This window comes from Caulobacter sp. FW305-C-30-S16 (genome assembly GCF_058783025.1).
Map to the genome: position 1 here is coordinate 325961 of NZ_JBYSYH010000002.1, position 23248 is coordinate 349208.

Annotated in this window: 23 protein-coding genes; 14 read left to right on the plus strand and 9 right to left on the minus strand. The window is 69.7% G+C overall.

Annotated elements, in window-relative coordinates; translation table 11 throughout:
• Nucleotide 1 precedes the first annotated feature (1 nt).
• Nucleotides 2–772: an SDR family NAD(P)-dependent oxidoreductase gene (locus AC3WJT_RS08550; protein ID WP_492342686.1), complete on the minus strand. Its 771-nt coding sequence runs from the start codon at nt 770–772 to the stop codon at nt 2–4.
• A gap of 160 nt (nt 773–932) precedes the next feature.
• Between AC3WJT_RS08550 and yghU the strand changes: the two genes are divergently transcribed.
• The gene (yghU, locus tag AC3WJT_RS08555) at nt 933–1811 is read left to right on the plus strand and encodes a glutathione-dependent disulfide-bond oxidoreductase (RefSeq protein WP_492342687.1); all 879 of its coding nucleotides are present in this window, start codon (nt 933–935) and stop codon (nt 1809–1811) included.
• Nucleotides 1812–1817: 6 nt separating this feature from the next.
• Here the strand turns inward: yghU and AC3WJT_RS08560 are convergent, their stop codons facing one another.
• Entirely contained in the window at nt 1818–3011 is a 1194-nt protein-coding gene (locus tag AC3WJT_RS08560; RefSeq protein WP_492342688.1) for an acyl-CoA dehydrogenase family protein, read from the minus strand.
• An 11-nt stretch (nt 3012–3022) separates the two neighbouring features.
• On the minus strand, nt 3023–4123 hold the full coding sequence (locus AC3WJT_RS08565; protein ID WP_492342689.1) for an acyl-CoA dehydrogenase family protein: 1101 nt from the start codon (nt 4121–4123) through the stop codon (nt 3023–3025).
• 122 nt (nt 4124–4245) lie between these two features.
• On the opposite strand from AC3WJT_RS08565, the gene AC3WJT_RS08570 reads away from it, so the two are divergent.
• From AC3WJT_RS08570 to AC3WJT_RS08580, 3 genes are all read left to right on the plus strand, one after another.
• Nucleotides 4246–5403 carry a saccharopine dehydrogenase family protein gene (locus AC3WJT_RS08570; RefSeq protein WP_492342690.1) on the plus strand — a complete coding sequence of 386 codons (1158 nt, stop codon included), beginning with the start codon at nt 4246–4248 and terminating at the stop codon, nt 5401–5403.
• Between the two features lie 155 nt (nt 5404–5558).
• Nucleotides 5559–7007, plus strand: coding sequence for an MFS transporter (locus tag AC3WJT_RS08575; protein WP_492343338.1), 1449 nt, complete (start codon nt 5559–5561; stop codon nt 7005–7007).
• Nucleotides 7008–7075: 68 nt separating this feature from the next.
• On the plus strand, nt 7076–8821 hold the full coding sequence (locus AC3WJT_RS08580) for a DUF885 domain-containing protein (protein WP_492342691.1): 1746 nt from the start codon (nt 7076–7078) through the stop codon (nt 8819–8821).
• Nucleotides 8822–8843: 22 nt separating this feature from the next.
• Here the strand turns inward: AC3WJT_RS08580 and AC3WJT_RS08585 are convergent, their stop codons facing one another.
• The 5 genes from AC3WJT_RS08585 to AC3WJT_RS08605 are packed head-to-tail and all read right to left on the minus strand — an operon-like array spanning nt 8844 to nt 12623.
• Entirely contained in the window at nt 8844–9314 is a 471-nt protein-coding gene (locus AC3WJT_RS08585) for a tRNA (cytidine(34)-2'-O)-methyltransferase (protein ID WP_492343339.1), read from the minus strand.
• 15 nt (nt 9315–9329) lie between these two features.
• Nucleotides 9330–10307 (minus strand): oxygen-dependent tRNA uridine(34) hydroxylase TrhO, encoded by a 978-nt coding sequence (gene trhO, locus AC3WJT_RS08590; RefSeq protein WP_492342692.1) that lies wholly within the window; start codon nt 10305–10307, stop codon nt 9330–9332.
• 33 nt (nt 10308–10340) lie between these two features.
• A complete protein-coding gene (locus AC3WJT_RS08595) occupies nt 10341–10946 on the minus strand; it encodes a TIGR04282 family arsenosugar biosynthesis glycosyltransferase (protein WP_492342693.1) in 606 nt (201 codons plus the stop codon).
• The gene (locus tag AC3WJT_RS08600) at nt 10936–11616 is read right to left on the minus strand and encodes a TIGR04283 family arsenosugar biosynthesis glycosyltransferase (RefSeq protein ID WP_492342694.1); all 681 of its coding nucleotides are present in this window, start codon (nt 11614–11616) and stop codon (nt 10936–10938) included. Before AC3WJT_RS08600 ends, AC3WJT_RS08595 begins: the two co-directional genes overlap by 11 nt.
• The gene (locus tag AC3WJT_RS08605) at nt 11613–12623 is read right to left on the minus strand and encodes a radical SAM protein (RefSeq protein WP_492342695.1); all 1011 of its coding nucleotides are present in this window, start codon (nt 12621–12623) and stop codon (nt 11613–11615) included. Before AC3WJT_RS08605 ends, AC3WJT_RS08600 begins: the two co-directional genes overlap by 4 nt.
• Nucleotides 12624–12767: 144 nt before the next feature.
• On the opposite strand from AC3WJT_RS08605, the gene AC3WJT_RS08610 reads away from it, so the two are divergent.
• The 6 genes from AC3WJT_RS08610 (at nt 12768) to AC3WJT_RS08635 (ending at nt 18694) form a co-directional block, all read left to right on the plus strand.
• Nucleotides 12768–13478, plus strand: a complete 711-nt coding sequence (locus AC3WJT_RS08610) for a TVP38/TMEM64 family protein (RefSeq protein ID WP_492342696.1) — start codon at nt 12768–12770, stop codon at nt 13476–13478.
• Nucleotides 13475–14896, plus strand: coding sequence for a dihydrolipoyl dehydrogenase family protein (locus AC3WJT_RS08615; RefSeq protein WP_492342697.1), 1422 nt, complete (start codon nt 13475–13477; stop codon nt 14894–14896). The genes AC3WJT_RS08610 and AC3WJT_RS08615 overlap by 4 nt, the downstream gene beginning before the upstream one ends.
• A 104-nt stretch (nt 14897–15000) precedes the next feature.
• Nucleotides 15001–15795: a DUF1499 domain-containing protein gene (locus AC3WJT_RS08620; protein ID WP_492342698.1), complete on the plus strand. Its 795-nt coding sequence runs from the start codon at nt 15001–15003 to the stop codon at nt 15793–15795.
• A 10-nt stretch (nt 15796–15805) separates the two neighbouring features.
• Complete coding sequence (locus AC3WJT_RS08625) at nt 15806–16642, plus strand: Rieske (2Fe-2S) protein (protein ID WP_492342699.1); 837 nt, start codon at nt 15806–15808, stop codon at nt 16640–16642.
• Nucleotides 16642–17766 carry an NAD(P)/FAD-dependent oxidoreductase gene (locus AC3WJT_RS08630; RefSeq protein ID WP_492342700.1) on the plus strand — a complete coding sequence of 375 codons (1125 nt, stop codon included), beginning with the start codon at nt 16642–16644 and terminating at the stop codon, nt 17764–17766. Before AC3WJT_RS08625 ends, AC3WJT_RS08630 begins: the two co-directional genes overlap by 1 nt.
• 55 nt (nt 17767–17821) lie before the next feature.
• A complete protein-coding gene (locus tag AC3WJT_RS08635; RefSeq protein ID WP_492342701.1) occupies nt 17822–18694 on the plus strand; it encodes an SDR family NAD(P)-dependent oxidoreductase in 873 nt (290 codons plus the stop codon).
• Nucleotides 18695–18735: 41 nt separating this feature from the next.
• Here AC3WJT_RS08635 and AC3WJT_RS08640 read toward each other — a convergent pair whose 3' ends face one another.
• The gene (locus tag AC3WJT_RS08640) at nt 18736–19998 is read right to left on the minus strand and encodes an acyl-CoA dehydrogenase family protein (RefSeq protein WP_492342702.1); all 1263 of its coding nucleotides are present in this window, start codon (nt 19996–19998) and stop codon (nt 18736–18738) included.
• Nucleotides 19999–20195: 197 nt separating this feature from the next.
• Here AC3WJT_RS08640 and AC3WJT_RS08645 point away from each other — a divergent pair, with 197 nt between their 5' ends.
• The 4 genes from AC3WJT_RS08645 to AC3WJT_RS08660 all read left to right on the plus strand — a co-directional run bounded on the left by AC3WJT_RS08645 (nt 20196) and on the right by AC3WJT_RS08660 (nt 23236).
• Nucleotides 20196–20996: an enoyl-CoA hydratase-related protein gene (locus AC3WJT_RS08645; protein WP_492342703.1), complete on the plus strand. Its 801-nt coding sequence runs from the start codon at nt 20196–20198 to the stop codon at nt 20994–20996.
• A 52-nt stretch (nt 20997–21048) separates the two neighbouring features.
• Complete coding sequence (locus AC3WJT_RS08650; protein WP_492342704.1) at nt 21049–21813, plus strand: SDR family oxidoreductase; 765 nt, start codon at nt 21049–21051, stop codon at nt 21811–21813.
• Nucleotides 21814–21933: 120 nt separating this feature from the next.
• Nucleotides 21934–22905 carry a helix-turn-helix transcriptional regulator gene (locus tag AC3WJT_RS08655; protein ID WP_492342705.1) on the plus strand — a complete coding sequence of 324 codons (972 nt, stop codon included), beginning with the start codon at nt 21934–21936 and terminating at the stop codon, nt 22903–22905.
• Nucleotides 22906–22972: 67 nt separating this feature from the next.
• Nucleotides 22973–23236 (plus strand): hypothetical protein, encoded by a 264-nt coding sequence (locus AC3WJT_RS08660; RefSeq protein WP_492342706.1) that lies wholly within the window; start codon nt 22973–22975, stop codon nt 23234–23236.
• Nucleotides 23237–23248: the final 12 nt, after the last annotated feature.

Genomic DNA, 23248 nt, shown 5'->3' on the forward strand with positions numbered 1-23248 from the left:
CCTAGAAGTTCACCCGCCGGCTGATCGCGCCGTCGACCAGCATGTTGATGCCGGTGGTGAAGGACGACAGCGGGCTGGAGAGGAACACCGCCGCCTTGGCGATATCGTCCGGCGTGGCCATGCGGCCCATCGGATTGCGCTCCATGGCGCCTTTGAACATTTCCGGCATGTTGGTCTCGACCATGTTCCAGACGCCGCCCTTGAAATAGACGGTGCCGGGGGAGACGACGTTGGTCCGGATGTGGCGGCCCGCGTACTGCCGGGCCAGACCCTTGGCGTAGTGGATCAGGGCGGCCTTGATCGGGCCATAGGAGCTGGCGTTGTCGGTCTCGGCCGCCGAGACGGAGGCGATGATCACGAACGAGGCGTCGCCGTGGGTCTCGGCGGCCTTGAGCAGATAGGGCTTGGCCGCGTCGAAGGCGTTGACCATGCCCAGCACGTCGAGCCGGAAGTTCTGCTCCCACGAGGCAGGGTCTCCGCCCTGGGCCATGGCGCCGGCGTTGGACACCAGCATGTCGATGCCGCCCAGCTCGTCGCCGGCCGAGGCGATCCAGGCCTTGAGCGCGGCGCCGTCCATGATGTCCACCGAAGCGCCGGTGGCCTTGACGCCGGTGGCCTTCAGCGCGGCGACCGTCTCGGCCACCTGGTCGGCGTTGCGGGCGCAGACGGCGACATTGGCGCCCTCCGCGGCCAGGGTTTCGGCGATCGCCCGGCCGATGCCGCGCGTCCCGCCGAGGACGACGGCGGTCTTGCCCTTGAGCTGGAGGTCCATGTGTTTCCCCTTTGTGTGGTTTGAGCGAAGCATAGGCGGGGCGGTGAGCGGGGGGCGACCCCAGAAATCCTGCACTCGACTCGTCAATCGGGAGTGTGCCACCCACATGCAAAGACGAACGGGCCGCTGACGGGCCCGCAACATTCCGGGAGCCCGACCGATGACTGACGCCACCGACTACGTCCCGCCCAAGGTCTGGACCTGGAACAAGGAGAGCGGCGGCCGCTTCGCCGCCATCAACCGGCCGATCGCCGGTCCGACGCACGACAAGGACCTGCCGGTCGGCAAACATCCGATGCAGCTGCACTCGCTGGCGACGCCCAACGGCGTGAAGGTCACGGTGATGCTCGAGGAGCTTCTGGCCAAGGGACACAGCGGCGCCGAGTACGACGCCTGGCTGATCAACATCAGCTCCGGCGCCCAGTTCAGCAGCGGCTTCGTCTCGATCAATCCCAACTCGAAGATCCCGGCCCTGCTGGACCGCAGCAATCCGGACAAGCCGATCCGCGTCTTCGAGTCCGGCGCGATCCTGATCCATCTGGCCGAGAAGTTCGGCGAGTTCCTGCCGACCGAGCCGGGCGCCCGGGCCGAAACCCTGTCGTGGCTGATGTGGCAGATGGGCAGCGCGCCCTACCTGGGCGGCGGCTTCGGCCACTTCTACGCCTACGCCCCGACCAAGATGGAGTACCCGATCGACCGTTTCGCCATGGAGGTGAAGCGCCAGCTCGACGTGCTCGACCGCCGGCTGGCCGAGAGCGAGTACCTGGCCGGAGCCGACTACACGATCGCCGACATGGCGGTCTGGCCCTGGTACGGCGCGCTGGTCAAAGGTCTCGTCTACGAGGCCGGCGAGTTCCTGCAGGTGCAGGAGTACAAGAACGTCCTGCGCTGGACCGACCAGATCGCTGAACGCCCCGCCGTCAAGCGCGGCCGCATGGTCAATCGCGCGATGGGCGACCCGGCCAGCCAACTGCTCGAACGCCATGACGCCAGCGACTTCGACCTGCGGACCCAGGACAAGCTGCTTCCGAAGGACTGACCCCGGTCAGGTCAGCTCTTCGGACGAGTAGCCGAGGATCTCGCGGGCGATGATCAGCCGCTGGATCTGGCCGGTGCCTTCGTAGATGTCGCTGATGCGGCCATCGCGAAGGTACTTCTCGACCAGATGGTCGTGGCTGACCGACATGCCGCCCAGCAGGTCCATCGCGGCCTGCGGGATGGTCCGGCAGACCTCGCCTCCCTTGGCCTTGCAGATCGAGCTTTCGAGGTTGTTCGGCAGGCGCGTGTCGCTGAGCCAGGCGGCGTGCAGCACAGTCAGGGCGGCGGCCTCGGTGTCGGCCTCCATCTCGATCAGCTTTTGCTCGACCGCGCTGCGCTGGTTGAAGCTCTTGCTCCAGTCGACCTCGACCCCCTCGGCCGCAAGGGCGTCCCTGGCGAAGTTGAACGCGCCGAGCGCCTTGGACACGCCGCCGGAGGCGACCGCCGGGCGGGTCATGTTGAAGGTCTTCATCACCCCCTTGTACCCGGCCGAGCCGCCGTCCTTGGGGACCGTCTCGTCGCCGCCCAGCAGGGCGTCGCGCGGCACGCGGCAATCGACGAAGGCATAGGCGGCGGTGTCACTGGCGCGGATGCCCAGCTTCTTCTCCTGGCGGACCAGGTGGAAGCCCGGCGCGTCCTTCAGAACCAGGAACGACTTGATCCCGGCCCGGCCGGCCGACTTGTCGATGGTCGCCCAGACGATGGCGCCGTCGCACTTCACCCCGTCGGTGACGAAGATCTTGTCGCCGTTGATCACCCATTCGTCGCCGTCGAGGCGGGCCGTGGACTGGATGGCCTTGGTGTCCGAGCCCACGCCCGGCTCGGTGATCGACATGGCCAGGAACAGGTTGCCCCACTTGGCCTTCTGCTCGGCGGTGCCCGCCGATTGCAAAGCCGCGTTGCCGAGACCGCCGGCGCGCCCGTTGGGCATGCCGAGGCCCAGGCCCCGCACGACGCCGTTCGTGGAACCGCGCACCATGCTGACCGCCATCATGAAGGTCATGAGCGGGGTGTCGTCCGGCTTGCGCTGACCGAACAGCGGGAAGACCGCTTCGAAGCCGACCTCGCCATCCAGCCGGGCGGGCGGGGTCTCGTGCTCGTGATCTTCGTAGTAGCGGGTGTGCTGGACGGTCGAGTTGCCGACCTCGACCACCTTGTCGAGGATCTGCTGGTCGATGTCGGAGAGACGGAAATCAGCCATGGTCGTTCTCCCTAAACCGAGACCGGACCGTCGAGGACGGTCAGGGTGCGGGCGTTGCGCAGCCACATTTCCAGCGGCAACTCGCGGATGAAGCCGTGGCCGCCGAAGATCTGCAGCGCGTCATCGGCGATCTTCACGGCCTTGCGGCGCACATAGTCCTGCGCCAGCACCGACGCCTTCGCCGCGCCCGGGTCGTTGTGCTCCAGCAGGCTGGCGGCCTTCCAGACCATCCAGCGCATCGACTCGCACTCGATGTGCATGTCGGCCAGCATGAAGGCGATCGACTGCTTTTTGCCGATCGGCTCGCCGAACGCGACACGCTCCTTGGCGTAGGGGATGGCGAAGTCGGTGGCCTGGCGGCACAGGCCCACGGCCACGGCGGCGGCGCCGATCCGGGCCTGGTTCACCAGCCGCTGGGCGTTGATCCCGGCGTCGCCGCCGAGGCGGGCCGAGCCGGGCAGTTCGACCGCGCTCAGCGTGATCTTCGCTTTCGGAACGGGCTTAAGGCCCTGGGTGCCCGCTTCCGCCGCCACGGTCAGGCCAGCGGCGTCACGCGGCACGAGGAAGGCCTGAACAGCGCCGTCGGCCTCGCGCGCGAGAACCAGGAAGGTCTCGGCCCGGTCGCCCAGCGGGATCAGCCGCTTCTCGCCGTCCAGCACCCAGCCGTTGCCCTTGCGGGTGGCCGTCGTCCGCTGGGCTTCGGCGGCGAAGCCGAACTGGCTCTCCTGGATGGCCACGGCCGCCGCGACCGGGTCGGCGCCGGCGAAGCGGGGCAGGTGTTCGGCCTTCTGCTCCTCGGTGCCGAAGTCGATCAGCGCGCCGACGAACTGCCCCGGCGCCATGATGGCCACGGCCTGGCTGGCGCAGCCCCCGCCGAGCGCTTCCAGCGCCACGGCGTTGGTGATGCAGGACCGCTCGCCGCCGCCGCCGCCGAAGGCTTCCGGGATCGAGGCCGCGATCAGCCCGAAGTCCCAGCCCTGCCTGATGATATCGGCGGGTGTCTCCCCGGCCTCGTCGATGGCCCGGGCCCCCGGCGCCAGCACCTCCGCGGCGAAAGCCCTGAGGCTGTCGCGGATCATGGCCTGCTCTTCATCGAGCGCGAATGTGATCATGGCGTTCTCCCTGTTCCAAGGGATGGCAGGCGAACGGCGGGGAAGGCAAGAGGGGGTCTGCGCCCTATTGCCTTACGTTGTAAGTCCAGCGAGGTTGCGCGCCACAAACCGGAGCGCCCGTCATGAATCCCTCGGCTGAATTCGACATCATCGTCTATGGCGCCACCGGCTTCACCGGCCGTCTGGTCGCGGAGTATCTCGCCGCGAAGTACGGCGTCGGCGGGTCTGTGAAATGGGCCATGGCCGGTCGCAGCGCCGCCAAGCTGGCCGAGGTGCGCGACGAGATCGGCGCCCCGAAGGACACCCCGCTGATCGTCGCGGACGCCAATGATGCGGCCTCGCGGAAGGCCATGGTCGGCCGGGCGAAAGCCATCCTGACCACGGTCGGACCCTACCAGCTCTACGGCTCGGACCTCGTGGCCGACTGCGCCGCAGCGGGGACCGACTACCTCGACCTGTCCGGCGAGCCCAACTGGATGGCCGAGATGATCGAGGCGCATGAGGCCGCCGCGAAGGCCTCGGGCGCGCGGATCGTCTTCTCCTGCGGCTTCGATTCGATCCCCTTCGAACTGGGCGTCCTCTACACCCAGCTCCTGGCGGTCAAACACCTGGGCCATGCGGTTCCGCGCGTGAAGGGCCGGGTCCGGTCGATGCGCGGCGGCCTCTCCGGTGGAACGGCGGCCAGCGGGGCGGCGACCATGGCGGCGATCCAGAAGAACCCGGCGCTCGGCATGCTGATGTTCAACCCGTTCGCCCTGACGCCCGGCTTCACCGGCCCGGCCCAGCCGACCGGCATGGACAAGCATGTCGACCCGGACCTCGGCCAGGAGGTCGGGCCGTTCATGATGGCGACGATCAACACCAAGAACGTCCACCGCTCCAACTTCCTGGCGGGTCAGCCCTGGGGCGCGGACTTCGTCTATGACGAGATGAGCGTGATCCTGCCCGGCGCGGACACGTCCTTCACCAGCATGGGCGGCGCGGGCGCGCCCAAGCCGGGCGAGGGGCCGAGCAAGGAAGACCGCGAGGCCGGCTTCTACGACCTGCTGTTCATCGGCGTCGACGCCGACGGCAAGCAGGTGCGCGGCTCGGTCTATGGCGACAAGGATCCGGGCTACGGCTCGACCTCCAAGATCATCGCCGAAACCGCCATCTGCCTGGTCCAGGACCGGCCGGAAGTCCCCGGTGGCATCTGGGTGCCGGGCGCGGCCCTGGGGCAGGCTCTGATCGACCGCCTTGCCGCCAACGCCGGCCTGACGTTCAAGGACGAGACCGCCTGACGCCCGCGATCTGACGAGACGCCCGGATCACCTAGGGGAAGCCAGAATTCCCAAGCCTGCAAGGCGGAATCGGGCGTCAGGTCATTGCCTTACGCCGCCCGACCGCTAGGCTTCCCCGAAAGAAAATCAGCCTTGGGGGGCAGCGCTTGTCGATCATGGAAGAGCCGGTCGGACCGACCGCGACCCCGCTTGAGCACAAGCCCTCGGCCCTGGTGAAACTGTCCTACAGCCTCGGCCAGGCGGCCCAGAGCGGCGGCTTCGACGCGGCGATCGCCTTCATCTTCTTCTACTACTCCGCCGTGCTCGGCCTTTCAGGGGCGCTGGTCGGCGCAGCCCTGGCGGTCAGTCTCGCGTTCGACGCGGTGGTCGACCCGGTGGTCGGCTCCTGGTCGGACAACATCAAGTCGCGCCTCGGCCGGCGGCTGCCGCTGATGATTGTTGCGGCGCCGCTGATCGCCATCTCGGTCGGGCTGCTGTTCTCGCCGCCGCCGGGCCTCGGCCAGATGGCCCTGTTCGGCTGGCTGGCGGTCATGTCGGTCGCCGCCCGCAGCTTCATCTCGCTGTTCAATGTGCCCTACATCGCGCTCGGGGCGGAGATGGCCAGCGACTACGCGGGCCGCACCAGCGTGGTGGTCTACCGGGCGATGGCGGGGATCTGCGCCGGCGTGGCGATCAACGCGGTCGGCTATTCGGTGTTCTTCGCCAACGGCGCCCTCCAGCGTCCGGAGGGCTATCCGGGCTTCGGCTGGTTCGTCGCCGCCCTGCTGATGGTCTGCATGACGCTCTGCTGCCTCGGCGTGCGCCGCTACGCCGCAGCGCTGCCGCAACCCGACCAGGTCCCCCACGCCATGTGGAAGCGCCTGCCCGGCGAGGTGGCGGAAATCTTCTCCAACCGGTCGTTCCGCGTGCTGTTCATCTCGGCGGTGGTCGTGTTCATCGCCATCGGCCTGAACGCCAGCCTCAACAATCACGCCTTCATCTTCGTCTGGCGGCTGAAGAGCGAGCAGCTGCAGTTCATCGGCTACGCCTACCTGTTCGGCATCCTGCTCGGCGTGATGGGCGCGCCCATGCTGCAGAAGGCGATGGAGAAGAAGAACATCGTCCTGATCGGCTTCGTGATGCTCATCGGCAACTGGGTGGTGCTGCAGACGCTGATGCTGATGGGGGTCGATGTTCCCCTCGGCGACGCGGCCCTGCTGCCGATGGAGATCAACTCCTTCGTCGCCGGGATCGGCGTCGGTCTGGTCTCGGTCGCCTATCCCTCGATGATGGGCGATGCGGCCGACGAGCACGAGCACCTCTACGGCCGTCGGCGCGAGGGCCTCTACTTCTCCGGCCTCGGCTTCGCCGGCAAGGCGGCCACGGGCCTGGGCGTCATGGTCGCGGGCGTCGCGCTGGACCTGATCCGCTTTCCGGAGGACGTCGGCCGTGTCGTCGGCGCGGAGCTTCCCGCCGACGTGCAGTTCCGGCTGGTGCTGATCTGGGGGCCGGTCGCGGCGATCATCGCACTCGTCGCGATGGCGATCTTCGCGGTCTACAACATCACCCGCGCGCGCCACGACGAGATCACCCGGGCGCTGCGGGCGAGGCCAGCGGGCGAGTAAGGTCACGTATTGCGTCGGTCGCAGGGTCGGACAAAGCTCGCGACATCCGCCGCCGGGAGTCGTCTCCGATGATCCGTCTTCATACCGGGGCATCCCTGGTTCTCGCCGTCGTCCTGGCGATCGGACTGACAGGAGCGAAGCCGGCGATGTGGCGTGATCTTGACCGGGACTATGTCGCCTTCATCCACCTTCAGGACCCCATTCGCGCCGGCGCGCGGGGCGACCCTGATGCGCTGACCCGATGGCCGGACAATTCGCCGGCGGCCATCGCCGCACAGGCCGCCGCCCTGAAAGGCTTTCGGGCCAGACTGTCCGCGATCCCGGCGGGCGGCGCCGGCGACGACGAGGTGTTGAGCCGCGCCATCATGGCTCGCCAGATCGACGTCGCGCTCGAGGGGGTCGCCCTCGACGAACAGCGCATGGCCTTCCGCAACGGCGAGGGCTTCTACACCACGCCCGACGGCACGGCGCAGGTCACGCGGCTGGGGGACGAGGCGGACGCCCGCGCCTGGCTGGCCAGGATTGCGGCGATTCCCGCCTACTTCGAGCGTGAGACGGTCAATCTCCAGCGCGGCGTCGACACCGGCTTCACCCAACCGGCGCTGGTGACGCGGCGGGCGATCGAGGTGCTGGAAAAGGCCGCTGAACTGCCCGCCGACCAGAGCCCGCTGATGCTGCCGTTCGCCACCCTGCCGGCGACGGTCAGCGAGACCGCGCAGGCCGCGCTTCGCGCCGAGGGCCTGCGGATCATCGAGGCCCAGGTGAAGCCGGCGCAGCGCCGCCTGGCCGTCTTCCTCCGCGATCGATACCTGCCCGCGTCGCGGCCGGCGCTCGGCGCGACCACACTGCCCGACGGCGCGGCTTACTACGCCTTCGTTGTCCGCAAGGAGACCACCACCGACATGACGCCCGCGGCGATCCACGAGCTGGGTCTGGCCGAGGTGGCGCGCATCCGCGCAGCGATGCAGGTGGTGATGGATGAAGCCGGCTTCGTCGGCGATCCGCGCGCCTTTTCAGACCATCTGCGCGCCGACCCTGCCTCCTACGCGCCGACGGCGGAAATCTATGCCGAGAAGGCCGGCGAGATCGCCAAGCGGATCGACTACCTGCTGCCGCGTTACATCGGCCTGCTGCCCCGCCTGACCTACGGCGTCCGGGCCAAGCCGGCGGCGCTGGAGAGCACGTCGGACGGCTATCTGGCGGGCAGTCCCGAAAGCGGCCAGGCCGGGATCGTCGTCTACAGCGCCACCGCCGCACCCCATGAGCCGCTCTACAACCTCCCGGCCTGGCTGCTCCACGAAGGCGTTCCAGGTCATCACCTGCAGATTGCCTTGGCGCAGGAAAACACCGGCCTCCCGGAATATCGCCGCAACGACGACATCACCGCCTACGTCGAGGGCTGGGCGCTCTATGCCGAACGCCTCGGCGAGGAGATGGGCGTCTACCGCACGCCGCAGGAGCAGTTCGGCCGCCTGTCGATGGAGATGTGGCGCGCCTGCCGTCTGGTCATGGACACCGGCCTGCACGCCATGGGCTGGAGCCGGGACCAGGCCGCCGCCTGCCTGACGGAAAACACGGCGATGACGCAGGAGACGATCTACGGCGAGGTCGATCGATACATCGGCTGGCCTGGCCAGGCGCTCGGCTACAAGATCGGCGAACTGCGCATCCGCGCCATGCGAAGCCAGGCCGAGACGGCGCTGGGCTCGCGGTTCGATCTGCGCGCCTTCCACGATCTCCTGCTCGGCGCGGGCGCGCTGCCGATGGATCTGCTGCAGGGCAGGGTGGACGGCTGGGTCGCCGCCCGTCGGTAGCCGCTACAGCACCCGGCCGTCCCTACAGCGAGGTTGCATCGGGGCTGTACAGGCCGCCGGTCTGCCGCAGCCCCTCGAACAGGCCGATGCCCGCGCTCACCGAGAGGTTCAGCGACCGGGCGTCCGGCTGCAGTGGAATGACGACCCGCGCGTCGGCTGCGTCATGCACCGCCTGCGGCGCGCCGGCGGTCTCGCTGCCGAACAGCAGGATATCGTCCGGCTGGAACGCAAAGGCGTCGAGCGGCGTCGCGCCCTTCGTCGTGAACAGCACCAGCCGGCCCGGCGGCCGGTCGCGCTGGAAGGCGTCCCAGTCCGAATGACGGGTCATGTGGCCGAGCGGGCCGTAGTCGAGCGCCGCGCGCTTCAGGGCGCTGTCGTCGAAGCGAAAGCCGACCGGCTCGATCACGTGCAGTTCGACGCCGAAACAGGCGGACAGGCGGATACAGGCGCCGACATTCTGCGGAATGACCGGCTGGAACAGGGCCAGGCGCATCGGGCGGCGCGTCATTCAGGCGGGACCTGACGGCGCCGTCCGCGCGGCCTTCGGCGGCGGCGTCACGCCGATATGACCCTGACCCCGCGCGGCGGCCAACGCGACCTGACGCTGACGCTCAAGGTAGCCGGCCCGCTGGCTTTCATCGCGCCGGTCGTGGCAGGCGGGACAGCTGACGCCTTCGACATAGAGCGCCGAGGTCCGGTCCTCCGGGCTCACCGGCATGCGGCAGCCGTGGCAGAGGACATGGTCGCCCTGCGTCAGCCCGTGGCCGACGGCGACCCTCTGGTCGAAGACGAAGCACTCGCCCCGCCACAGGCTGGCCGGCTCGGGTACGGTCTCGAGGTATTTCAGAATACCGCCGTCGAGGTGATAGACCGCGTCCAGGCCTTCGGACTTGAGGAACGCCGTGGCCTTCTCGCAGCGGATGCCGCCGGTGCAGAACATGGCGACCTTCGCGGCCGGCCGGCCGGCGAGGAGGCGTTCGCGGTTCGCGCGGAACCAGTCGGGGAACTCACGGAAGCTGGCCGTGCCCGGGTCTACCGCCCCCGTGAAGGTGCCGACGCGGACCTCGTAGGCGTTCCGCGTGTCGATCAGGAGGGTGTCCGGATCGCTGATCAGCGCATTCCAGTCCTCGGCGGCCACGTAGCAGCCGACGTCCTTCAACGGATCGATGTCCGGCTGGCCCATGGTGACGATCTCGCGCTTGATCCGCACCTTCATCCGGTAGAACGGCATCGTCTCCGCGCCCGACAGCTTGACCGAGAGCGCGTCGCAACCGGGCAGGGCGCGAAGGTGGGCGAGGACCCTGTCGACGCCCTCCACGGTCCCGGCGATGGTCCCGTTGACGCCCTCCGGCGCCAGCAGCAGCGTGCCCTTCACTCCCGCATCGGCGCAGAGGGCCTCAAGGCCGGCGCGCAGGCCCGCGCAGTCGCTGAACGGCGCGAAGCGATAGAGGGCCGCGACCCGGATCGGCGGGCGATGATCAGTCATGCGGCAGGGTGATGGTGCCGACCCGCCTGCGGATCAACTGAATTCTCGGCGGATGCAGCGGCCGCCCTTCATGGCCCGTTGGAGGCTGTCGACGTCGTCGATGTCTTCCAGGGTGCGCAGGCGGGCGACCGGTCGTCCGTCGAGATTGGCCAGGGTGTCGGCGAGGGCGTGGGACGTCGACCAGCGCACGCCGTCGAACGGGTCGCGGCGCCGCGGCGCCCGCTTCAGGCCGATCAGCCAGTAGCCGCCGTCGCGCGCGGGACCGAACACGGCATCGGCCGCGCCGAGCGTATGGAAGGCCCGCGCGATGTCGGCCGGCGTGACGCCCGGCGTGTCCGATCCGATGATGACCACCGGTCCCGGCGGCAGGGTCTTCAGCAGCCGCCGCAGCCGGGCTCCCAGATCGCCGCCGCCCTGGGCCAGGGCGTCGCCGCGCCCCAGGGCGTCGCGATCCGGTGTCACCGCCAGCCAGGTGCGCCAGCGCCGGTCCCGGCCCAGCCTTCGTCGCAGGTCGGCGACCATGAAGCGCTGGAAGCGCAACGTCGCCAGCTCGCCCGCGCCGGCCGCGAGCCGACGCTTGCCGACGCCGAACGCCGGGGTCCGTGCGAAGATCACCAGATGGCGGCGCTCAGCGTCCATAGAGCCGCGCGATCAGGGAAACTGGCGTCCCGAGCCGGAAGAGAGTGAGACAGAGCAGGTTGCGCGCGCTGCGCCCGAGCCAGCCGTCCTTGCGCCAGCGCCGCGCCGAGGTGACCGCGTCGACGTCCAGCCCGATCAGCCGCCGCCGGCCAAGCCGCCAGACCAGATCGACGTCCTCCATCAGGGGGAGGGGGCGATAGCCGCCGACCTGTCGGTAGAGGTCCCGATGGATGAGCAGTCCCTGGTCGCCGTAGGGCAGGCTGAACAGGCGCACGCGCGCGGCGACGAGCCGCTCCAGCCGGCGGGCCTGTCGTGACGGATCGTCCAGTCTGAAGCGGAAGAAGGCGGCCTTGCCGGCTCCGTTGGCCGACCGCGTGTGGTGATCGACAGCCTCGCGCCAGCCGGCCGCCGGAACGCTGTCGGCATGCAGGAACAGCAGCCAGTCCGCTGTCGCCGCGGCCGCGCCGTTGGCCAGCTGGGCGCCGCGTCCCGGCGGCGACTCCAGAACCCCGGCGCCGAGCGAACGCGCCAGCGCCGGCCCGCCATCGGTCGATCCGCCGTCAACGACGATCACCTCGTCGGCCGGGTCGAGCACGCCGAGGATCGCCGGCAGATCTCCGGCCGCATTCAGCGTCGGGATGATGACGGACAGTCGCGGCCGGCCGTTCATCGCCCGCTGCAGCTGGCCCCGCCCAGCACGCAGAACCGCGCGCAGTGCGGATGGTTCAGCTGTACGGTCCCTGCCGCCTCCGCGAGGGTCTCGCCGAGCTCGAATTGCGGGTCGTAGGGCGTGAGCGTGCAGGCCACGACCACCGGCCGCGGGGCGCCCTTGCGCTTCACCACCATGCGGCTGGTGGCGCACATCATCGATTCCGGCGCGACGCTCAGAATGCCCCAGCAGGCCTCGGTGATCTCCGGCGCATCGCGCGTGGCGTCCATCTCCGGGAACAGGATCAGCCGCGACGGGTCGTCGACGTCCAGCGCGATCCCCAGGCCGGCGAGCAGCTCGGCGTAGCCGGCGCGGGCGGCCTCTTCCGATTCATCCCCCAGCCGGCGGCCGGCGATGGCCAGCGAGAAGCCGTTCTGCGCCAGCCAGACCAGCCCGGCGATCGCCGGCGTCCAGGTGTCGGCGCCCCGCTCGGCCTCGTGGATCGGCTGGCTGTAGTGATCCAGACTGACCCGCATCGTCAGGGCGTCGCCATAGCGGCCGCGCAGGTCGACCAGCTGGCGTTCGAACCGCCGCATCGGCCGCATGGCGTTGGTCAGGACCAGGGTCTGGCGACCTGACGCGAGCGCCGCCTCGAGCATCGGAATGATCTGGGCGTTCATGAACGGCTCGCCGCCGGTGAACCCGATCTCCCGCGTGGCCAGCCCCGACGCCTCGATCTCGGCCAGATAGTCGGCGACCTCACGGGCGGACAGATAGACCAGCGCATCGTTGCGCGGCGAACTGTCGATGTAGCAGGTCAGGCAGGCGATGTTGCACAGGGTGCCGGTGTTGAACCACAGGGTCTCCAGCGACGTCAGCGCCACGCCGGCCCGGCGTGACCCGTCGAGAGTGACGAAGGGGTCGCGGAACTTCAGCGGATCCATGCGGGGCGCCAGCGGGGAGACGAACGGCGACACGGCCAGGGTGTCTGCCGCCCCGTCCGGGCGCTCATCTGTTCGCTGATCCAAGCTCGTCGTCCCGCCCGAAGTGTGTCGTTGGAACCGTGACATGGCGCCCCCGGGGCCGCCAAGAGCTTGACTTGAGAGACGCGAGACCAATTTTCAGGGCAGATAGGGCGCCGGGCGATTTCGTCCAGCGGGGGGACGAGGCTGATGCTCAAACGATATGGACCGCTGCTGCTGCTGGTTGCAGCGGTCGTGGCGGTGTTCGCCAGCGGGGCGGGGCGCTATCTCAGCCTCGAGTCGCTCAAGGCCAACGAGGCCCTGCTGCGCGGATTCGTCTCCGGCAACCTCGTCCTCAGCCTGCTCGTCTTCGTCGCTGTCTATGCCGCTGCGACGGCGGTGAGCATCCCGGGCGCGCTGTTCCTGACCCTGGCCGGCGGCTTTCTGTTCGGAACCTGGCTGGGCGGCTCGGCGACCGTGGTCGGCGCGACCATCGGCGCGATCCTCGTGTTCGCCATCGTGCGGACCTCGCTGGGCGCCTCCCTGCGCGAGCGGGCCGAGGCGTCCGGCGGGCGGCTCAAGGCGGTGATGGACGGCGTCCGCGACGGGGCGTTCGGCTACATCCTGACCTTGCGGCTGATCCCGCTGGCGCCGTTCTGGCTGGTCAATGTCGCCTCGGCGCTGGCCAATGCGCCCCTGCGCGCCTACGCCCTGGCGACCCTGATCGGGATCATGCCGGCGACCTTCATCTATTCCAGCGTCGGCGCCGGCATCGGCCAGGTGCTGGCCAGGGGCGGAGAGCCCAACCTGAAGATCATCTTCGAGCCCTATGTCATCGGCCCGCTGGTCGCGCTGGGCCTGCTGTCGCTCGGCACGACGCTGTTCCAGCGCCTGCGCGCGCGGAAGGGGACCGGATCGTGAAACAGGAACGCATCCGCGCCGATCTGGCGATCATCGGCGCGGGATCGGGCGGTCTGTCCGTCGCCGCCGGCGCCGCGCAGCTCGGCCTCAAGGTCGTGCTGTTTGAAAAGGGCGAGATGGGCGGCGACTGCCTGAACTACGGCTGCGTGCCCTCCAAGGCCCTGATCGCCGCCGCAAACGCCGCCCATGCCGCCGGCCACAGCACCGCGTTGGGCGTCAGCGCCCCGACGGTCAGCGTCGACTTCGCCGCCGTCATGGCCCGCGTCCATCATGTCATCGCCGAGATCGCGCCGATCGACAGCCAGGAGCGTTTCGAGGGCCTCGGCGTCCGTGTGGTGCGCGAGGCCGCGCGATTCCGGGACCGGCGGGTGGTGGAGAGCGACAGTGTCCGCGTCACGGCGCGCAAGGTCGTCATCGCGACCGGATCCAGCGCCGCCGTGCCGCCGATACCCGGCCTCGACGCCGTCCCCTTCCTGACCAACGAAGGCATCTTCGAGCTCAAGGCCCGTCCCGAGCACCTCATCGTCCTCGGGGGCGGGCCCATCGGCGTCGAGCTCGGCCAGGCGTTCCGGCGCCTGGGCGCGCAGGTCACGATCATCGAGGCCGACGCGATTCTCGGCCGCGAGGACCCCGCCGCCGCCACAGTGGTCACCGACCAGCTGGCCGCCGACGGCGTCACCCTGCTGCCGGGGCACAAGGCCGTACGGGTCGAGCCGGGGCCGGTGGTCGTTGTCGCCGGGCCGGAGGGTGAACGGCGAATTTCAGGCTCGCACCTGCTCATCGCCGTGGGCCGCAAGCCGAGCCTCGACGGTCTGAATCTCGAAGCGGCCGGCGTGGTCTTCGACCGCACGGGCGTGAAGACCGACAAGAGCCTGCGCACCAGCAATCCGCGGGTCTTCGCCATCGGCGACGCAGCCGGACGAGGCCAGTTCACGCACCTCGCCGGCGCCCACGCGGGCCTGTTCGTGCGCAAGGCGCTGTTCGCGGCGCCGATCAACGCCGACGCCCTGGTCGTGCCGCGGATCACCTATTCCAGCCCGGAACTGGCGGCGGTCGGTCTGACCGAGGCCCAGGCGCGGGCGGCGCACGGCGATGACGTCCGGGTGCTGGTCCAGCCCTTCGCCGACAACGACCGCGCCCAGGCCGAGGGCGACATCCGCGGCTTCGCCAAGCTGGTCGCCACCCCGCGCGGCAAGATCCTCGGGGTCACGCTGGTGGGCGCCCATGCCGGCGACCACCTGCCGCTGTGGGTCCTGACCATGACTACCGGCCTCAAGCTCAGCCAGCTGACCGGCATGATCGCGCCCTATCCGACGCGCGGCGAGATCAACAAGCGGCTGGCGGGTCAGTGGTACACCGGCGCACTGTTCTCACCGGCCACGCGACGGCTGGTTTCGGTCCTGAAGCGGCTTGGATAGGCGATAGATTCACAGGCTGGCGAAGCGTCCCGCTTCGGGCGCATGCTGGCCGACAACAGTCTGAGGCGTCCGCCCCTGTGAGGGCGGATCACCGGGGGGAAGAAATGATGTCGAAATTCCGTGACGGCTGGGTGCGCGTGGCGCTGATCCTGGCGCTGCTGCTGCCGGTCTATTTCGTGGCCGCGGCCCTTGGCACCAAGTTCGGCCTGTTCGACTGGCGGATCGGCTTCGGCCTGCTGGTGTTCAAGCTCGGCGCGCTGGTGCTGTTCGGCGTGTTCGGGATCGCTTTCATCGGCCTGCTCCTGTCGGTGCTGGTCAAGCCGCGCCGCGGCTGGGGCCGTGCGCTGGGCGCTTTGCTGGTTCCGGCACTGGCGCTCGGCTTCGTGGTCAGCGTCATGGGCAAGGCCAAGACCATCCCGCCGATCCACGACATCGCGACCAACATCCAGGACCCGCCGCAGTTTTCGCCGGCGGTGATCGACGCCCGCGCCGCGATCGGCGGCGGCAACCCCGTCACCTCGATGACCGAGCCGGTCGCGATGCTGAAGGGCAAGTCGGTCGGAGAGGTCGGCAAGGCCGCCAATCCGGACATCGAGGCGCTGACGCTCGCCATGCCCGTCGCCGCCGCCACGCAGCTGGCGGCCGACGCGGCCAAGGCGCAAGGCCTGAAGGTGACAAAGGTCGACGCCGCCGGCGGCGCGGTCGAGGCGATCGCCGAGTCCTTCTGGTTCGGCTTCAAGGACGACGTCGCGATCCGGGTCCGGCCCGGTGCGGCCGGCGCTTCGGTCGTCGATGTTCGCTCCACGTCCCGCGTGGGCCTCAGCGACCTCGGCGCCAACGCCAAGCGCGTCCGCGCCCTGCTGGCGGAGATCAAGGCCAGGGCGCCGGCGGGCAAGTAGGGCTCGGCCAATGGGCGAACGAGCCGACACTGCGCGCGCCGTGGACCCGCGCCTGAACCTCGCCGGGCGCTACGACCGCGAGGTCGCTGCCGGCATCGGGCGGGTCTGGGAGAATGTTCTCGACTGGGAGCACCTCCCGGCCCTGCATCACGGCCAGTTCCACAGCATCGACCTGCTCGACAGCGGCCCCTGGGGCTGGCGCGCGTCCGTCGTGAACCAGCCCGGAGACGTCGCGCGGGCCCAGGTGATCGAGGTCCGGATCGACCGGGACGCTGGTCGCTACTGCTCCGCCACGCTCGAAGGGCCTGGCGCCGGCAGCGAGATCTGGACAACCCTGACGCCCCTGTCGGCGGACCGGACGGCTGTCGCGGTCACCTTCCACGTCGCCGAAGACCGCCCGGAGCGCCTGTCGAGGATCGGCGCGCGCTATGTCGAGGTCTACACCGGCCTGTGGGATGAGGACGAGGCGATGATGGTCCACCGCGAGCGGGCGCTGGCCAATCGCCGGCGCCCCTCCGCGGCGTCTGTCGAGCCGCTGAACCTCGGGCCTTTGTCGGCCTTGCTGACGACCCTTCCACGCCTGGTCGAGTTCGGCGGGGAGCGGTTCCGCTTGCTGGCCCTGGAGGGCCAGGTGATCGCCCACGCCGCGACCTGTCCGCACTGGCTTGGACCGCTGGACGACGCGCCGGTCGAGGACGGCTGCATCCGCTGTCCCTGGCACGACTACCGGTTCGACATCCGCACCGGCGCCAGCGCCGATGGACGGGGGCTGACCCTCGCCCGCGCCCCACAGGTGAGCGTCGACCAGGGTGATGTGATCCTCTCGGCGCCGCCGGCGGTCCCATAGTGCGGGTGCTGCTGGTCGGCGCCGGACATGCGCATCTGGGCGTCGTGCGCGAGGCCGCCCGGCTGCGTGGCGAGGGCGTCGAGCTTTGCCTGATCAGTCCGCCGCTGTTTCGCTACTCGGGGCTGGCCACGGGCGTGCTGTCCGGCGCGCTTGAACCGGCGGCGGGCGAGATCGACGTGGCCGGCCTGGCCGAGGCCTTCGGCGTCGCGTTCCATCCGACCGAGGTGACCGCCATCGATCGCGACCGCGGGCGGGTGACCCTGCTGGACGGCGCGACCCTGGCCTATGACGTCCTGTCGCTGAACATCGGAAGCCGGACCGCCGATCCGTCGGACCTCGCGGCCCAGCCCGCCGTCTGGCCGGTGAAGCCGCTGTCGCGCCTGCTGGACCTGCGGGCGCGTCTCGAAGCGGAGATCGCCCGGACCGGCGTCTGCCCGGGCGTCGTCATCGCGGGCGCCGGTCAGGCCGGACTGGAAGCCGCCGCCGCGCTCGCGGGTCTTTGCGAGCGCCGCCGCGTGACGCCGCACATCACGCTGGTCGGGCCCGCGTTCGGCGCATGCAAGGCGTCGGCCGCGGACCGCGCCTTGCGCCGGACCCTCGAGCGGCGTGGCATCGTGTTTGTGGACGGCGCTGTCGCGGGACGCGGACCGGATGTCTGTCGACTGGCCTCGGGCCAGGCGCTGGCCTGTGGCATGCTGGTTCTCGCCACGGGCCTGATCGCGGCCGAACTGGTCGGGCGGCTGGGTCTTGCGACCGATCGGAGCGGTCGCCTGCTGACCCGGGACACCCTGCAGACTACCGGCGATGACCGCGTCTTCGCGACGGGCGACTGTGCGGTCATCGCCTCCGCCCCGCGCCCTTGCGTCGGGGTGTTCGGCGTCAGGGCGACGCCGGTGCTGGTTCACAATCTCGCGGCCATGGCGCGCCAGCGTCGTTTGAAGCGGTTCCGGCCCCAGGCGCGCTGGCTGTCGATCATGGATCTGGGCGACGGGACCGGGCTGGCGCAGCGCGGTCGCTGGTGGTGGCTGGGCGGCGTGTCGCTTCTCCTCAAGCGCAGGATCGACCTGGATTTCATCCGGCGGATGGGCGCCCCGCCCCCTGTCGGTGGTAAATCACCCGGGTAGGGATTCGCGGCGGCCAAAGCGGCCGACGTCGATAGAACCCCTGAAGGGAAAGCTCATGCGCGACGTCACCGGCAAGACAGCCTTCATCACCGGCGGGGCCAGCGGCATTGGCCTGGCCATGGCGCAGGCCTTTGGAGCGGCGGGCATGTCGGTCATGCTGGCCGACATCGAGGAAGCGGCGCTGGCCGAGGCGGTCCGTGGCCTTGAAGAGCGCCAGATCCGCGCCGCCGGCGTGCTCTGCGATGTCGCCCACCGCGCGGCGCTGCAGGCCGCTGCGGAGAAGACGCTCGAGACCTTCGGCAAGGTCCACGTGGTCTGCAACAACGCCGGCGTCGGCGCCGGCGGCCCTGTCGGCGAGGTCGCGGCGGCCGACTGGGACTGGGTGATGGAAGTGAACCTGATGGGCGTGGTCTACGGCATGGAGACCTTCCTGCCGCACCTGCGCGCCCACGGCGAGGGCGGCTACGTCGTCAACACCGCCTCGATGGCCGGTCTGATTTCGCCGCCGGGCATGGAGCCCTACTGCGCCAGCAAGTACGCCGTGGTCGCCCTGTCGGAAGGCTGGGGCGCGCAGCTGGCGCCGGAGAACATCGGCGTGGGCGTCCTCTGCCCTGGCTTCGTGAAGACCAGGATCGACCAGTCGCGCCGCAACCGGCCTGACCGCTTCGGCGGTCCGGACGCCCCGGAAAACCTGGTCGCGTCCGAGTTCGTCCAGGGCGGCATCGACCCGGCTCGCGTCGGCGGCCGGGTGCTCGAAGCGATCCGTAACGACGAGCGCTACATCTTCACCCATCCGGGCATGCGCGCAGCGGTTCAGGACCGCTTCGCCCGCATCATGACCGGCTTCGACCAGGCCGACGCCAGCCCCGCGCTGCAGGGGCTGGAGGAGCCGGTGTTCCCGGTCGGCGGCATGGCCCCGCGCGACTGACCATCCCGCCCTTCCCGACGGGGAAGGGCGGAGGCCAGGTCTCAGTGCCGGGTCAGTTCCGCCCGGCCGACGACCATGTGGTGCACCTCGTCCGGGCCGTCGGCGAAGCGCAGGTGGCGGACGTCGGTGTAGAGCTCGGCCAGCGGGGTCCATTCCGACAGGCCGGTGGCGCCGTGGATCTGGATCGCCTGGTCGATGATCTCGCAGACCTTCTCCGGCACCATGGCCTTGACCATGCTGACCCAGATGCGCGCTTCGCGGTTGCCGAGCACGTCCATGGCCTTGGCGGCCTTCAGCACCATCAGGCGCATGGCCTCGATCTCGATCCGCGCGCGGCTGACCAGTTCCAGGTTCTTGCCCAGCTGGATCAGCGGCTTGCCGAACGCGACGCGGGTGGTCGCCCGCTTGACCATCAGGTCCAGCGCCCGCTCGGCCTTGCCGATCGAGCGCATGCAGTGGTGGATGCGGCCCGGGCCGAGGCGCACCTGGCTGATCTCGAAGCCGCGGCCTTCGCCGAGCAGGATGTTCTCCTTCGGCACCCGGACGTTGTTCAGCTTCAGGTGCATGTGGCCACGCGGGGCGTGATCGTGGCCGAACACGTGCATCGGGCCGATGATCTCCACGCCGGGCGTGTCCATCGGGATCAGGATCTGTGACTGCTGGTACTGCGACGCGGCGTCGGGGCTGGTTTTGACCATGCAGATCATGATCTTGCAGCGCGGATCGCCGGCGCCGGAGATGTAGTATTTCTCACCGTTGATCAGCCATTCGTCGCCGACCAGTTCGGCGCGGGTGGCGATGTTCTTGGCGTCCGACGAGGCGACGCCGGGCTCGGTCATGGCGTAGCAGGAGCGGATATCGCCGTTCAGCAGCGGCTTGAGCCAGCGCTCCTTCTGCTCCGGCGTGCCGACCCGCTCCAGCACTTCCATGTTGCCGGTGTCGGGCGCTGAACAGTTGAGGCTCTCGGACGCCAGCGGGCTCTTGCCCAGCTCCACGGCGATATAGGCGTAGTCGAGATTGGTCAGGCCCCGGCCGATCTCGCTCTCGGGCAGGAAGAAGTTCCACAGGCCCGAGGCCTTGGCCTTGTCCTTGGCGGTCTGCAGCAGTTCCAGCTGGCCGGGCGCCCAGCTCCAGCGGTCGGTGCGGGTCTCACCCAGCCGGAAGAACTCCTCGGTGATCGGCTCGACGTTCTCGGCGATGTGGCGCTTGACCGCCTCCATCAGCGGCTTGGCCGACTCCGACATGGCCAGGTTGTTGAGCTCGGCCTCGGCGTCGGCGGGACGGATATCGACGATCTTGTTCATGGCGGTCTCCCCGGATCGGTCGGGGAAAACCGCGATTGCGGTGCGCCCGACTCTGCGTCAAACAGTTGTTTGACTGTCACCCTGGAAGGGGGGCGCCGTTGGGTCAATGCAAATCTCGCGTTGGCCCGCCTCCGGCCCCTGATCTAGGCTGGCGACCGACCCAGACGCCCGCGCCTCCGAACAAGGACGACGACGCCATGACCGACCAGCTGATCGAGACCTTCGAAGACGGCATCGCCACCCTGACGATGAACCGTCCGCAGGCGCGCAACGCCCTGACCGGCGAGCTGCTGGCCGCCCTGTCCGCCGCGGCGCCCCGGCTGGCGATGGACCCGAAGGTCCGCGTCGTCGTCATCACCGGCGCGGGCGGCGCCTTCTGCGCCGGCGGCGATGTGAAGGGCTTCGTCGCCGACAAGGGTCCGGCGGGCGAGGGGCCGACCTTCGACCAGCGGGTCCACAGCCTGCGCAACGGCATGGACTTCAGCCGCTGGCTGCACGAGATGCCCAAGCCGACGCTGGCGGTCATCCCCGGCGCGGCGGCGGGCGCCGGCCTGTCGATCGCCCTGGCCTGTGATTTCCGCATCGCTTCCGAAGACGCCAAGATGACGACGGCCTTCTCCAAGATCGGCGCCTCGGGCGACTACGGCGGCAGCTACTTTCTGTCCAAGCTGGTCGGTCCGGCCAAGGCGCGGGAGCTCTACTTCACCGCCGACGTGATCAGCGGCGCCGAAGCGGCCCGCCTGGGCGTGGTCAACCGCGCCGTGCCTGCCGCCGAGCTCGCCGCTGAAGCCGCCGCCCTGGCCCGCCGCCTCGCGGACCTGCCGACCGTGGCCATCGGCTACATGAAGAAGAACCTCGCCATCGCCGAACACGGCACGTTGTCCGAGACGATGGACTCCGAGGCGATCCACATGGTCCGCACCATGCAGACCGAGGATCACAAGGCTGCGTCCCTGGCCTTCGTCGAGAAGCGCCCGCCGGTGTTCCGCGGTCGCTAAAGGCCCTCGACGCCCTTCAACAGATCAAACCCGAACGGGGAGCGCCTGCGCCATGGACCTCAAGGACCGCATCATCGTCATCACCGGCGCCGCCAGCGGCATCGGCCGGGCCATGGCCCAGCGCTTTGCCGCCGAAGGACCGAAGCTGGTCGTCTGCGTCGACCGTGACGAGCCGGGCGCGAAGGCGACGGCCGAGAGCATCGGCGGCGTCGCCTTCAAGGTCGACGTCAGCCGCGAGGCCGAGATCCAGGGCCTGATCGAGACGGTCGAGCGTGACCACGGCCCGATCGACCTGTTCTGCTCCAACGCCGGTATCGGCGTCGGCGGCGGGGCCGAGGCGCCGAATGAGGACTGGCAGCGCATCTGGGACATCAACGTCATGGCCCATGTCTGGGCCGCCCGGCATCTGGTGCCGCTGATGGCCGCGCGTGGCGGCGGCTACCTGCTCAACACCGCCTCCGCCGCCGGTCTGCTGACCCAGATCGGCTCGGCCCCCTATGCGGTGACCAAGCACGCCGCCGTCGGCCTCGCCGAATGGCTGGCCATCACCCACGGCGACCAGGGCATCAAGGTCTCGGTCCTCTGCCCGCAGGCCGTGCGCACGGCGATGACCGCCGGAAACCCCGACGGCGTGGCCAGCGTCGACGGCATGATGGAGCCAGAGCCGCTGGCCGAGATGGTCGTCCAGTCGATCGCGAAGGAAGAGTTCCTCATCCTGCCGCACCCCCAGGTGCTGGACTACATGCGCAACAAGACCGCCGACTACGGCCGCTGGATCGGCGGCATGCGCAAGCTGAACCGCCGCTACGAAGGCTGACCGGCGGCTTGAAACGTCAAATACGGACGTAGGGCGGTCGCGGCAGCCGCCTGGCGGCTTGCACTTCATCGTCCGGGAGCGCGAAAGTCGTTCACATCCTGAGGTTTTCCGGACCGCTGAATGCGCCTCGACAAAGCCGCCGCCATCCTGCGCCTCTCCCGCCGCCTCGCGAGCTCCGCCGAGGGGTTGTCGATCGACGAGATCGCCGCGGAGTTCGAGGTCGACCGGCGCACGGCCGAGCGGATGCGTGACGCTGTCCGCGACCTGTTTCCGCAGATGGAAGAGGTCCGCGACGGGCGGACCAAGCGGTTCCTGATCCGCGGCGGGCTGGACGCCTTCTTCGAGGTCCCGACGGTCGAGGAACTGGCCGATCTGGCGCTGGCGGCGGAGGGCGCGCAGAACGACGGCCTGACCGCCCGGGCCGACAGCCTGCGCAGTCTGGCCGGCAAGGTCGAGGCGCGGATCAAGCCGGGGCTGCGCGTGCGCTACGCCGCCGATGTCGAGGCTCTGGCGCTGGCCGAGCGCATCGCGCTGAGCCCCGGGCCGCGGCCGGCCTGTGATCCGGCGATCCTGCGAACCCTGCGGGCGGCGCTTCTGGCGATGAAGCAGGTGCGGTTCTCCTACCGCCCGTCCGGCGGCGGCGCGCCCGCGACGCGCACGGTCGATCCCTGCGGCCTGCTGTTCGGCTCGGTCTACTATCTCGTGGCCCGCCGCATTGGAACGCCGCAGCCGGTGCTCTGGCGGCTGGACCGGATGGAGGCTGTCGAAGTGCTCGATGACGTCAGCGATGTGCCGGAGGGTTTCGACCTCACCGCCTTCGCCGACCGCTCGTTCGGCGTGTTCCAGGAACCGGTCGAGGACATCGTCCTGCGCGTCGCGCCGGCCGCCGCCGAACGGGCCGCCAGCTACCGCTTCCACCCCAGCCAGACGCTGGAGCCGGAGGCGGACGGCGGCCTGATCGTGCGCCTCCGCGCCGGCGGCCTGCTGGAACTGTGCTGGCACCTGTTCACCTGGCGCGGCGAGATCGAGATCCTCGGCCCGGAAACGCTGAAGGTGATGATGGCGGACGAACTGGCGCGCTTCCGCGGCTGATTGCTCGGGAATGTGCGACCAATCCTGACGTTCCGACGGGTCAGAACGATGGGGATCGGAGACCGCCATGACCCCAGCCATCCTGTTCATCGCCCTCGGCTTACTGGCGATCCTGTTCGGACCACCCCTGCTGGGGCTGGCCCTGCTGGTCTTGAGGTCGGCGGCGGGCGCGGCGGTCCTGGTCTTCCGGCTCGCGCAGATCCTCCTGACCGGCGCGGGCTATGTCGCGGCGCTCCTGATGTGGGGCGTCTGGCTGTGCGTCGACCGTCGCGGCGCGCTGGCGGCCTATCGCGACTGTCCGAAGCCGGACCTCCAGGCCGGGCACCCCTAGCGCGCAGGGGCA